At 48.6% G+C, this 11,948-nt stretch carries 10 protein-coding genes and 1 other annotated feature; of the genes, 6 read left to right on the top strand and 4 right to left on the bottom strand.

Features of this window, described 5'->3' with window-relative positions:
* Nucleotides 1–26 precede the first annotated feature (26 nt).
* Together T488_RS0112245 and uvrA are read right to left on the bottom strand one after the other, a co-directional pair.
* Nucleotides 27–1,007: a hypothetical protein gene (locus T488_RS0112245; RefSeq protein WP_155267214.1), complete on the bottom strand. Its 981-nt coding sequence runs from the start codon at nucleotides 1,005–1,007 to the stop codon at nucleotides 27–29.
* Between the two features lie 47 nt (nucleotides 1,008–1,054).
* On the bottom strand, nucleotides 1,055–3,880 hold the full coding sequence (gene uvrA, locus T488_RS0112240; protein ID WP_028521052.1) for an excinuclease ABC subunit UvrA: 2,826 nt from the start codon (nucleotides 3,878–3,880) through the stop codon (nucleotides 1,055–1,057).
* Between the two features lie 291 nt (nucleotides 3,881–4,171).
* On the opposite strand from uvrA, the gene T488_RS0112235 reads away from it, so the two are divergent.
* A complete protein-coding gene (locus T488_RS0112235) occupies nucleotides 4,172–4,327 on the top strand; it encodes a rubredoxin (RefSeq protein WP_028521051.1) in 156 nt (51 codons plus the stop codon).
* 218 nt (nucleotides 4,328–4,545) lie between these two features.
* Here the strand turns inward: T488_RS0112235 and T488_RS0112225 are convergent, their stop codons facing one another.
* Together T488_RS0112225 and T488_RS0112220 are read right to left on the bottom strand one after the other, a co-directional pair.
* Nucleotides 4,546–5,211 carry a CPBP family intramembrane glutamic endopeptidase gene (locus T488_RS0112225; protein WP_028521050.1) on the bottom strand — a complete coding sequence of 222 codons (666 nt, stop codon included), beginning with the start codon at nucleotides 5,209–5,211 and terminating at the stop codon, nucleotides 4,546–4,548.
* Between the two features lie 106 nt (nucleotides 5,212–5,317).
* Nucleotides 5,318–6,787: a DUF1846 domain-containing protein gene (locus tag T488_RS0112220; protein ID WP_028521049.1), complete on the bottom strand. Its 1,470-nt coding sequence runs from the start codon at nucleotides 6,785–6,787 to the stop codon at nucleotides 5,318–5,320.
* 227 nt (nucleotides 6,788–7,014) lie between these two features.
* Here T488_RS0112220 and T488_RS0112215 point away from each other — a divergent pair, with 227 nt between their 5' ends.
* From T488_RS0112215 to T488_RS18920, 5 genes are all read left to right on the top strand, one after another.
* Nucleotides 7,015–8,142, top strand: a complete 1,128-nt coding sequence (locus tag T488_RS0112215) for a GGDEF domain-containing protein (protein WP_028521048.1) — start codon at nucleotides 7,015–7,017, stop codon at nucleotides 8,140–8,142.
* A gap of 51 nt (nucleotides 8,143–8,193) precedes the next feature.
* Nucleotides 8,194–8,403, top strand: a binding site (T-box leader).
* Between the two features lie 45 nt (nucleotides 8,404–8,448).
* Entirely contained in the window at nucleotides 8,449–8,910 is a 462-nt protein-coding gene (locus tag T488_RS0112210; RefSeq protein ID WP_028521047.1) for a hypothetical protein, read from the top strand.
* Between the two features lie 26 nt (nucleotides 8,911–8,936).
* Entirely contained in the window at nucleotides 8,937–9,839 is a 903-nt protein-coding gene (locus T488_RS0112205; protein ID WP_028521046.1) for a hypothetical protein, read from the top strand.
* A 121-nt stretch (nucleotides 9,840–9,960) separates the two neighbouring features.
* Nucleotides 9,961–11,178 carry a tyrosine--tRNA ligase gene (tyrS, locus tag T488_RS0112200; protein ID WP_028521045.1) on the top strand — a complete coding sequence of 406 codons (1,218 nt, stop codon included), beginning with the start codon at nucleotides 9,961–9,963 and terminating at the stop codon, nucleotides 11,176–11,178.
* Nucleotides 11,179–11,322: 144 nt separating this feature from the next.
* Complete coding sequence (locus T488_RS18920) at nucleotides 11,323–11,883, top strand: type II secretion system protein (RefSeq protein ID WP_051536453.1); 561 nt, start codon at nucleotides 11,323–11,325, stop codon at nucleotides 11,881–11,883.
* Nucleotides 11,884–11,948 lie beyond the last annotated feature (65 nt).

The following is an 11,948-nucleotide window of genomic DNA, read 5'->3' as shown; positions in this document are numbered from 1 at the left end:
TGTTACAAGCATCTTCTCATACATATTCAGCTTTTGTTATTAAGCTTCCGCTCTACCATTTCAAGAAGCTTCACAGGACTGAAATCACCTTTATAGCCAAAATCCACAGGCTCCCGACACTTTACCCATTCCCAGTCAATATCCTCAACACTGTCATAGAACCTGATATATCGGCTGTCATAATATGGCAGTGCAGCAATAGCTCTGTTGTTCGTCAGCAGTTTCCTGTTATAGACTATTGCTTCATAGTAACGATAGGTCACCCCTGTCTGCCCCGACTGAGTCATGTCGAAAATACAGTTTGACTCCTGTGTCAGATCTATGATCTGATCATACCTCAGAACGTGCTTCAGCGATACTTCTTCGGGAAGCTCCGCCATTTCCTCAGGGCTGCAACCTGCCAGTCTCAGCAGAAGCTCTGCGTTATTTGCTTTTGCCGCTTTGAGGAGCTTCCTGATAAAATGAAAACGATCCTTGATATTTCCCATATAGCAGATGTCATACTTTATCACGCAGTCCTTTTTCTCAGCGATAACGGAATAGATCGAATTGCAGTACTCAAAGCCGTATTCGGCGCAGTCAGCGGGGTCAAATGACATTACAAGGTCAAAGCTCACCTTTTTCATCATCTCCCTTGCAGCCGAAGCCGTGTCGTACTCCGCAGCGATAGGGTCTATCAGCACTAACACCAGCTTAATGCCATTATCCTGAAGCTTTCTCAGATGCTCCTCCCTGAGGTAGCATAGCATCTCGTTTGTCATCAGAGCAGCAGTATCGCCGCTGCGGTCGGCTATTATCCTGTCGATCATTTTACCTATGCGTTTTTCCCTGTTTTTCGGGCGTCTGTTGTTGACAAAGAAGTATATCCTCTTAAGCAGCTGTATATCCTGAATAGCACTCAGATCATAGATATACCGCATAGAAACATCTTTTCTGTTCATGACATCCTGAAACAGATAATTGGATATTGAGCCGATAGTCCAGCTATTTAGAATGTTATATTTCATATACACATCACCCATTTTAATTTCAGATCATGAAGCTGAGGACGCTTTTACTGCTCCAAATAACTCCTGAGATACTGTCCCGTATAGGACTTCTCGCAGGCTGCCACCTCCTCGGGAGTGCCCTGTGCGACGATAGTTCCGCCGCCGTCGCCGCCCTCGGGGCCCAGGTCTATGATGTGATCGGCAACCTTGATGACATTGAGGTTGTGCTCGATTACAAGGACAGTATTTCCCTGATCTGTCAGTCTCTGGAGCACGTCTATGAGCTTGTGTACATCGGCGGTGTGAAGTCCCGTAGTAGGCTCGTCAAGGATATAAATGGTATTGCCCGTGGAGCGCTTGGAAAGCTCCGTTGACAGCTTTACACGCTGAGCCTCGCCGCCCGAGAGAGTAGTTGCAGGCTGACCTATCTTGATATAGCCCAGTCCTACCTCCTGTAAAGTTTTCAGCTTTCTTGCTATCTTGGGCAGGTGCTCGAAGAACTCCACGCCCTCGTCCACGGTCATTTCCAGAACATCGTAGATGGACTTGCCCTTATAGTGAACGTCCAGGGTCTCGCGGTTGTATCTCTTTCCCTTGCAGACCTCGCAGGGAACGTATATATCAGGCAGGAAGTGCATCTCTATCTTGATGATACCGTCACCTTCACAAGCCTCACATCGTCCGCCCTTGACGTTGAAGGAGAACCTTCCGCTGCCGTAGCCGTGAGCCTTGGCGTCGGGAGTCTTTGCAAAAAGGTCGCGTATATCGCTGAAAACGCCTGTATATGTGGCAGGGTTTGAACGGGGCGTCCTGCCTATGGGAGACTGGTCTATACAGATGACCTTGTCCAGATTTTCAATGCCCTCCATCTCCGCAAAGGCGCCGCTCCTTATCTTGGCGCGGTTCAGCTTTGCAGCAAGGTGCTTATAGATTATCTCATTGACGAGTGAGGACTTGCCCGAGCCCGAAACTCCCGTAACGCATATGAGCTCGCCAAGAGGTATCTTTACGTCGATATTCTGAAGATTATGCTCAGTGGCGCCCTTTACGGTCAGGAACTTTCCGCTGCCGCTCCTGCGCTTTTTGGGTATCTCTATTTTCTTTTTGCCGCTGAGGTACTGTCCCGTAATGGAGTTTTTACACTTCAGCAGCTTGTCCACTGTACCTGCGAAGACCACTTCTCCGCCGTGAATGCCAGCTCCCGGACCTATGTCCACGATATAGTCCGCCGCCAGCATGGTATCATCGTCATGCTCAACGACTATAAGCGTATTTCCAAGGTCGCGGAGCCTTTTCAGCGTGGCTATTAGCTTGTCGTTGTCACGCTGGTGCAGACCGATACTGGGCTCGTCCAGAATGTAGAGGACTCCCACCAATGAGGAGCCTATCTGCGTGGCAAGACGGATACGCTGGCTCTCGCCGCCCGAGAGTGTGCCCGATGAACGGGAAAGTGTCAGGTACTCCAGACCCACGCTTCCCAGGAAGCCCAGACGCTCCTTTATCTCCTTTATGATACGCTCGCCCACGAAAGCATCATGCTCGGAAAGCTTCAGCTCGTTGAAAAAGCGCAGCCCCTCCTTGACGGAGAAGTCCGTGAGCTCGCTGATGTTCTTATCCCCTACCTTGACAGCAAGGTACTCGTCACGAAGCCTTTTTCCCTTGCACACAGGGCAGTTCACCTCGCTCATGTACTCGTCTATCTCGTTTTTTGAGTACTCGCTGGATGTCTCTCTGTAGCGGCGCTCAAGGTTGTTCACAACGCCCTCAAAGGGGGAACGGTATGTGCCGCCGCCAAGGGAGGCAGGGCGTTTCAGCTCAAGAGTCTCCTCGCCTGTTCCGTAGAGGAAAAGGTCAAGCTGTTCCTTTTTCAGCTTCTTTACGGGAACGTCCAGCGGAACGCCATACTTCTTGGAAATAGCGCGGTAATACATAGTGGCGATAGAGGTCTCGTCAAGACTGTTCCAGCCCGAGGCGTTGATAGCTCCCTCCTCGATGGAGAGCTCCTTGTTGGGGATAATGAGGTCGGGGTCAATATGCCTGAAAACTCCCAGACCCGTACACTTTGGGCAGGCTCCCACGGGGTTGTTGAATGAGAACATAACGGGCTCCAGCTCGCCTATACTGATATTATGCTCGGGACAGGCGTAATTCTGGGAGAAGAGTATCTCCTCGCCGTCGATGACATCGGCTATGGCGAGACCGCCCGACAGGTTGAAAACAGTCTCAAGGCTGTCGGTGATACGGGACTCAATGCCCTCCTTGATAACGATACGGTCAACGATTATCTCGATATTGTGCTTTTTGTTCTTATCAAGCTTTATCTCCTCGGACAGCTCATACATAATGCCGTCCACACGGGCGCGGACAAAGCCCGATTTCCTTGCGCTTTCCAGCTCCTTTGTGTACTGTCCCTTACGGTTCCTTACGATAGGTGCCAGAAGCTGGAGTCTTGTGCCCTGGGGCAGCTCCATAAGGGTGTCCACCATCTGGTCAATGGTCTGCTGTGAGATGACCCTGCCGCAGACAGGACAGTGTGGCACGCCGATACGGGCGTAGAGAAGTCTCAGGTAGTCATATATCTCCGTAACGGTACCCACGGTTGAACGGGGGTTCTTGGAGGTAGTTTTCTGGTCTATGGAAATAGCGGGAGAAAGTCCCTCGATACTGTCAACGTCGGGCTTTTCCATCTGTCCCAGGAACATTCTGGCGTAGGAAGAAAGGCTCTCCACATAGCGGCGCTGACCGTCAGCGTAGATGGTATCGAAGGCAAGGGAGGACTTACCCGAGCCCGACAGTCCCGTCATTACGATGAGGCGGTCGCGTGGAAGCTCCAGGTCTATATTTTTCAGATTATTGGCTCTTGCGCCTTTAATGATTATTTTATCGGTCATGATTATCTCCTGAAGTTAGAAAACTTATAGCGAACAAAGTATATTATACCATAGAAGCGAGGCATTATGATATAATTGCCCGATATGCAGGGAGTTGATCTCCGATCAGCGTATCTGCGAGGGCTTTTAAATATGGTATAATGAATGCTATGCATTCATTATACCATATAATTTTACAAAAATAAATAGCCAGAACATATTTTCTTCTTTTAACATTAAAATTTTCACTTTTCTATTGACAGGCGCAGGCTTTTCATTTATAATAATGAAAAACCACAAGGAGGTGAATATATGAAATACGTTTGCGACGTTTGCGGATGGGAGTACGACGAGGAGCTTGGCGATCCCGAGCACGGCATTGCACCCGGCACAAAGTTTGAGGATCTTCCCGACGACTTTGAATGTCCTCTCTGCGGAGTTGGCAAGGATTCCTTCTCCGAGCAGTAAAACAGCAGCATACAGCCACAGTATCTTCGTGCACGCAGACGGAGATGCTGTGGCGTTTCTTTTTCAGATGTATCCGAAGCACGTCGGTAAAGAAAAACTGCAAGGAGAAGGAGATACTTCTCCGCTGGGTAAACGTAGTGGACTACGAATAAGACTGTAAAACTGTTTTCACCTTGGATATATAGTAAAGCCCTGAGAATTATCTCAGGGCTTTTTTATCAAATGAACATAAATGCCAGCAGATCCCAGTACATATGGAGCAGAACAGGAACAACTATGCTCCTGCTCTTTAAAAATGTTATACTGAAAATAACACTGAGCGCAGCAATAAACAAGAAACCAAATGATGTTATATTTGCGGTTAAAGTGCCCTCGACTATCCATATCGGGAAATGTATCAGCGTAAACAGCACTGCGTTAACAGCTATGGGCAGCCATTGCTTCTCTTTCTTCACCGTAGCGTTGAGGAGCCAGCCGCGGAAAACCATCTCCTCCGTAATGCCGACAAATAATACGATAACAATGCTTGCCGCGCCGAAATCCTTGTTTACTTCAAGCTTTCCCGCGGAAAGGTATTCACTTCCCAGCACATAGGCTGTAAACAGAATGAATACGGGCAGGTATCTCAGCCATTTGACTTTGGTACAGAACATCTCTTTCAGCTTTATGTACACATCGGAAGAAAAATGATGCACCAGCAGCATTGCGGGCAGAGTCCAGACAAGATTTTTTATGATACCCTCTTTTACTATCTGTTCCACCGCTGCATTTTTAATGCTATCGCCAACAGGTCCGTCTGCATAGAACGTATACAAAGTCCATACCGCATAGAAAAGAATTATGTAGATGATAAGTGCTATATTTTTTTTATTTTTATCTGTCATTTGTTGCCTCCGTATAATATTTACCGATTATTATAAACCATATCTTACGATTTTTCAATGATAAGAGTAAAAGCCGTAAAGCTTACAAAGCATTACGGCTTGATGATCACGCCTCGTATTTAGGTTCACAGGTGAGATTGATGCCCAGGCGCTTGAAGATACGCTCGTCAACTGCCGAGAGGATAACTGTTGAGTGTACCTCACAGCCGCGGAGCTTGGATATCTGCTCCATAGCCTTCTTGGCGTTCTCGTCTGTATTTGCACAGATGGACAGTGCAAGAAGTGTCTCATCGGTGTGCATTCTTGGGTTGTTGTTGCCCAGGTGGTTCACCTTCAGCTCCATGATGGGCTCGATAACGTGGGGCGACATAAGAAGTATATCGTCATCTATGTGAGCGAAATGCTTGAGTGCATTGAGGAGGAGTGCGGAAACTGCTCCCAGGAGGTTAGAGGTTCGTCCTGTGAGGATAGTACCGTCGGGAAGCTCCATAGCTGCTGCGGGGCCGCCTGTCTCCTTTTCCTTTTCAAGAGCGGGAGCAACTACCTTTCTGTCCTCGGGAGTAACGTTTGCCTGCTTCATGAGAAGCTCCAGCTTCATTACCTCCTCAAGGGAGATAGCGCCCTTTCTGTTGTCGCACATACCTGTGTAGTATCTGCGGACTATCTCCTGCTTTGCAGCCTCGCATACCACCTCGTCATCAACGATGCAGTTGCCTGCCATATTTACGCCCATATCCGTAGGAGACTTGTATGGAGACTCGCCCAGGATATTCTCGAACATAGCGTTGAGCACGGGGAATATCTCCACATCGCGGTTGTAGTTTACGGTAGTCTCGCCGTAAGCCTCAAGGTGGAAGGGGTCTATCATATTAACGTCGTTGAGGTCGGCGGTAGCTGCCTCATATGCGATATTCACGGGGTGACGGAGAGGAAGGTTCCATATCGGGAAGGTCTCGAACTTGGCGTAGCCTGCGTCAACTCCCCTCTTGTGCTCGTGGTAGAGCTGAGAGAGACAGGTAGCCATTTTGCCGCTTCCGGGACCGGGAGCTGTAATGACAACGAGCTTGCGGGAAGTTTCGATATAATCGTTCCTGCCGTAGCCCTCGTCGCTGATTATGTACTGGAGATTTGACGGATAACCCTTGATGCTGTAATGATGATATACCTTGATGCCGAGAGCCTCAAGACGCTTCTGGAAGGCGTCAGCAGTAGGCTGACCGTCGTATCTTGTGAGTACAACGCTGCTTACATAGAGCCCTATTTTGGTGAATACGTTGAAAAGGCGGATAACGTCGATGTCATAGGTAATGCCAAGGTCGCCTCTGACCTTGTTCTTCTCGATGTCGTCAGAGTTTATAACGATGACTATCTCAGCATCGTCCTTGAGCTGAAGGAGCATCTGGAGCTTACTGTCTGGCTTGAAGCCGGGCAGGACCCTTGAAGCGTGATAATCGTCAAAGAGCTTTCCTCCGAATTCAAGATAGAGCTTATCGCCGAACTGTGCGATACGCTGTCTGATGTGCTCAGACTGCAATTTCAGGTATTTTTCGTTGTCAAATCCGATTTTAGTACTCATTTTACACGTTCCTCCCGTAAAAAATATCATAAACTATTATATATCAAACCTCGTCAAATTTCAAGTACCCGTCAAAAAAAACTTTATTTCCGCTCCGAAAAGACACTAATGTTACAGCAATATAAATAATTGGGCATAATTTGTAAATTTTCGGTTAATCTCTTGAATGTTTATATGTAATATGTTATAATGGTATATGGACTTCTGATAGGGGGAAGGAGGACAACATGAATCTGCAATCCATCATAGTAACCAACTGTATCGGCATAGCTATGCTGGTGGTGCTTCAGATAAGCAGCTATCTTGTCAGACAGAGAAAGCTTCCGAGCGACAGGATATTCACTGCTATGATATTTCTCACCGCCGCAGCCTGTGCAACCGAAACCATATCGTTCATAGTTGACGGCAAAAGCTTCTTCGGAGCCCGCGCCGCCGCATACATCACCAATTCATTGTCATACACCATAAATGTCACAGTTTCCTACCTCTGGTGCATCTACGTTGACCTGAGACTTTACAAGCAGGAAAGCCGCCTGAAAAAGTACTATTCCTGGCTTTCCCTGCCCACTATCCTCCTCGTTCTTGCACTGATACCGAATTTAAAATGGGGATACTTCTTCAGTATCGACTCCGCCAATGTCTACCACCGACAGCCCCTGGGATATATCTATTACCTCTCGGTGTTCCTGTATCTGGGCTTCAGCGTCTGCGTGAGGTACAGATACTACAAGGGCTCCGCAAAGACCAGATTTTTCCCCATCTGGATGTTCCTGCTGCCCATTATAATCGGCACCACCGCCCAGATGATATTCTACGGTATCTCACTGGCATGGTGCTCAGTGGCACTGGGACTTGTGGGAACCCACATGAGCCTTCAGAACGAGCTGTCCTACATCGACCCGCTCACTAAGCTCTGCAACCGCAACTACCTTGACCATGTTCTGGCTGAGGTGAAGCGCAAGGGCACTAAAATAGGCGGCGTCATGATAGACATCGACTTCTTCAAGAGCATAAACGATATGTACGGTCATTCCGTGGGCGATGAGGCTCTTATCTCCGCCGCAGAGATAATCAACGCCGCAAAGCCTTCAAAAAGCCTGTCTGTCAGATTCGCAGGCGATGAATTCATTATCCTCGCCAGAGTTGACAGCGAATTCGACCTTATCAACATGGAGAACAGCCTGAGGAAACAGCTGGAAAAGTTCAACAGCTCCGACAGGACGCCCTATAAGCTTTCATTCTCCATCGGCACCGCACTTTTCAGCAGCAAAAAGACCATCGACAGCTTCCTCAATGAGATGGATGACAATATGTACTCGGAGAAAAAGCGGAAACATTGCCGCTCCACCGCATAAAAAGTGAGCATTCCTCTTGACAAGCCGTTAAAGTTATGATATGATATAAGGGCAAAAACAGTGAACGAATAAAACCTGTGCATAGCCCGATACAGAGAGTTCCCGTGTGGTGTGAGGGAATGACGGCGTACAGAGACCTACATTCGGGAGTTGCCGCGCTGAACCTTACAGTAGGTGCGGTCGGGTATGCCCGTTACAGCTTCTCGAGTTCCGCAAACGCGGAAAAATCGGGGTGGTACCGCGAGTAGCTTCGCCCCCGTGCAGTCATTGCTGCACGGGGGCTTTTGTATTTGAAGGAGGGATACTGTGAAAAGGACTATCGGCTATCTCAGCCTTTCGGCTCTGGCATTCTTTATGCCCCTGCTGTTCCTGTATACCGGCTTCATAAGCCCTGCAAAAACGGGAGCAGAGTCCCCTTTCATACGAATGACGGTGTGTACCGTCCTCGGCTTCACGCTCACTTCCCTGTTCACAAGGTTCATACACCCCTACTCGGGACTTGCGGGACTTGACAGCGCTAAGCTCAATCTCGGCTTCACCGTCGCACTGCTCCTTGCCGTATTTGTGGAGTTCGTCTCCTTCGGCGGCAGTACCCTTGAGCCTTATATGGAGGGACTCTCGCAGAAGAACTCAGGCGGCGCAGGCGAATACTTCTACGTCTATATTAAATATGTGTTCATGGGCTCTCAGCTCCTCATCGCACTGCGGACCTTCTTACATTCCGCTTTCCTCGGTCTGCTGAAAGCTATAATGAAACACGCTGACTGACGCATACCACCGAAAGGAGCTCCAATATGTTCAAGCCCGAGCTTCCGCCGCTGAAAACACGTATCATCAGCTATATCGCAGCAGTCCCCATAGCATTTTTCATCGGGCTGTTCTACGGGCTGTCTCCGTTGGTGAGCGCCGTTGTTGCTGCCGGCTTTGCAGTGTTATTTGCAGCCGCCCTGTTCTTTGAGCTGCGGTCAAAACGCAATGACGAGGAGCTCAGAAAAGCAGTACAGAGCGGCGAATATCAGCAGGACGATAAATGGCAGCAGAAATACAAGGAATATGTCCTGAAAAATGATTTCCGGCAGGTCATGGGCGACTCAATGAAGCGCGACCTCGACCGCAGATATATAAGCAAATTCGGCATTGCTATGCTCATCGCCGCGGCAGCACTCTTCATAGCTGCAATATTCTGGCAGACAGGCTTTGCGGAGATAAACTTCACTCTCGCCATAAGCGGTGTCATTTTCGGCGGCTGGAGCGCATACAAGCTGCTTAAAACTCCTGTAAGAGCCTTCATAAAGCAGTGCGGAGAAAGGCTCCCGCAGATAGAGCGCTCCTACCTCAACGGCAGGATGCTCACCTACCGCAGGAACGGCGAGGGCAGCTGCAACAACGGCATAAATATCGGCGGCAACTACACCGTCATATACTCCGCCGCCAGCATTACCGCCATTGACAATTCTGACATAGAGTCGGTAAAAAAGCACGTTACCAAGACCAAATATTACAATAATCACATATATTCCGGGGCGGTCTTCTCCCACAAGCTGTATATCGCGCTAAAAGCCCGTGAGGGCGAGCTTACCGGCAGACAGTACAGTGTCGAGCTCAACGAGTTTCAGGTACAGATGGCTTATGAAGCTCTTTCTGCATATAATACTCCCGTCACTGCCTCGGTAAAGGAACACACAGAGGTCGGCTGACAGCATACCACCGAAAGGTCGTGATAAACATGAAAACGCCCGACGTTTTCATTTCTTATAGCATTCTCAATGCTTTAATATAAGTTTGATCTTAACAATTAATATAAAGGAGAAATAAACTATGACTACTTTTGAAGAACTCAAGCGCAGAGGTCTCCTCGCGCAGCTCACAGACGAAAAGGAAATAGAGGAGCTTGTCAACGCAGGCAAGGCTACTTTCTACATCGGCTTTGACCCCACTGCCGACTCGCTCCACGTCGGACACTTCATGGCACTCTGCCTTATGAAGCGCCTCCAGATGGCAGGCAACAAGCCCATCGTGCTCATCGGCGGCGGTACAGCCATGATCGGTGACCCCTCGGGCAAGACCGACATGAGAAAGATGATGACTCCCGAGACTATCCAGCACAACGTTGACTGCTTCAAGAAGCAGATGAGCCGCTTCATCGACTTCTCAGAGGACAAGGCTATCATCGTCAACAACGCTGACTGGCTCATGAAGCTTAACTACATAGAGCTTCTCCGCGATGTCGGAGCTCATTTCAGCGTAAACCGTATGCTCTCTCACGAGTGCTACAAGCAGCGTATGGAGCGCGGACTCACTTTCCTGGAATTCAACTACATGATAATGCAGAGCTACGACTTCCTGGAGCTCTTCCAGAAGTACAGCTGCAATATGCAGTTCGGCGGCGATGACCAGTGGGCAAATATGCTGGGCGGCACAGAGCTTATCCGCCGCAAGCTGGGCAAGGACGCATACGCAATGACCATCACGCTCCTCCTCAACTCAGAGGGCAAGAAGATGGGCAAGACCGAGAAGGGCGCAGTATGGCTGGATCCCGAAAAGACAACTCCCTACGAGTTCTTCCAGTACTGGAGAAACGTAGATGACGCTGATGTTATCAAGTGCCTGAAGATGCTGACCTTCGTTCCCGTTGAGCAGATTGAGGAAATGGAGAAGACCATGGAGGGTGCTCAGTTCAACGCTGCCAAGGAGCTTCTCGCATACGAGCTCACAAAGCTGGTACACGGCGAGGAAGAAGCAGAAAAGGCTAAGGCAGCTGCAAAGGCTCTCTTCGGCGGAAGCGGTTCCAACGAGAATATGCCCGTAGCCGAGATAGACTCCGCTGATCTTACCGACGGCGCTATAGGACTTCTCACACTTCTGGTGAAGGCTGAGCTGGCTCCCTCTGTATCAGAGGCAAGAAGACTTGTACAGCAGGGCGGCATCACTGTAAATGACGAAAAGAAGACCGATCCCAGAGAAATGATAAAGCTTGAGGGCGAGATCATTGTCCGCAAGGGTAAGAAGGCATTCAAGAAGGTAGTGGTCAAGTGATTACTCAACGTAATATAGGGCTTTTCTTATACACCTATATGAAATTTTTTTGAATAAGCTATTGACAATGAATGTAAAAAATCGTATAATGAAGTAAACGAATATCCACACTTTTTTGCACTATAAAACTATGGGGGGATTTATATGGCAAAATCAACTAAAAGAGGTTTCACCCTGGTGGAACTCATCGTTGTCATCTCTATTATCGGTGTATTGGCAGCAATTCTCGTACCGTCAATGCTGGGGTATGTTAAACGTTCAAAGCGTACAGCCGATATTTCCAGCGCAAAAAGCATCCATGACAGTGTCATGGCTATCCTTGCTGATGATGACGAAGCAGCCGAAGCATTCAGCGCAAGCAGCATAGGTAAACATCATGCAAGCGGCAAAACTGGCGGAGAAACTGACAATTATGATTTCATCATCGTATGTTCAAAGGACGGAGCTTCCAACAACGGACCCAACCATTCCACATGGAGCGGCAACGCACAGACAAAACCCTTCACAGATCTGCTTAATGATTTCATGGGAAAGGGTAAGTCACCTGTCAAATTCCAGAGGTCAGCTTCCGGAAAAAAGTTGAACCGATGGTACATAGGCTACCGTGATCCCAATCCTATCGATGTTGAGATCTGGGTCGGCGACGGTACTACCGACACTCCGATGTACAGGCTCTGGCCTAACACTGAAGAAGATTACGTCTAAAAAGTCATCCCTGCGTACTTTAATGTATGCAGGGATAATTTATTGCCAAAAAGGCTCCGCAGTTA

The sequence above is a fragment of the Ruminococcus flavefaciens ND2009 genome (assembly GCF_000621785.1).
Classification (GTDB): Bacteria; Bacillota; Clostridia; order Oscillospirales; family Ruminococcaceae; genus Ruminococcus; species Ruminococcus flavefaciens_C.
Note: the sequence above shows the minus strand (reverse complement) of the source record. Positions and strands in the feature narration are given on the sequence as shown.

Excerpts from the sequence above, each read along its gene's own strand:
- T488_RS0112245 (WP_155267214.1), bottom strand. The coding sequence starts at position 1,007 with ATGAAATATAACATTCTAAATAGCTGGACTATCGGCTCAATATCCAAT.
- uvrA (WP_028521052.1), bottom strand. The coding sequence starts at position 3,880 with ATGACCGATAAAATAATCATTAAAGGCGCAAGAGCCAATAATCTGAAA.
- T488_RS0112235 (WP_028521051.1), top strand. The coding sequence starts at position 4,172 with ATGAAATACGTTTGCGACGTTTGCGGATGGGAGTACGACGAGGAGCTT.
- T488_RS0112225 (WP_028521050.1), bottom strand. The coding sequence starts at position 5,211 with ATGACAGATAAAAATAAAAAAAATATAGCACTTATCATCTACATAATT.
- T488_RS0112220 (WP_028521049.1), bottom strand. The coding sequence starts at position 6,787 with ATGAGTACTAAAATCGGATTTGACAACGAAAAATACCTGAAATTGCAG.
- T488_RS0112215 (WP_028521048.1), top strand. The coding sequence starts at position 7,015 with ATGAATCTGCAATCCATCATAGTAACCAACTGTATCGGCATAGCTATG.
- T488_RS0112205 (WP_028521046.1), top strand. The coding sequence starts at position 8,937 with ATGTTCAAGCCCGAGCTTCCGCCGCTGAAAACACGTATCATCAGCTAT.
- tyrS (WP_028521045.1), top strand. The coding sequence starts at position 9,961 with ATGACTACTTTTGAAGAACTCAAGCGCAGAGGTCTCCTCGCGCAGCTC.
- T488_RS18920 (WP_051536453.1), top strand. The coding sequence starts at position 11,323 with ATGGCAAAATCAACTAAAAGAGGTTTCACCCTGGTGGAACTCATCGTT.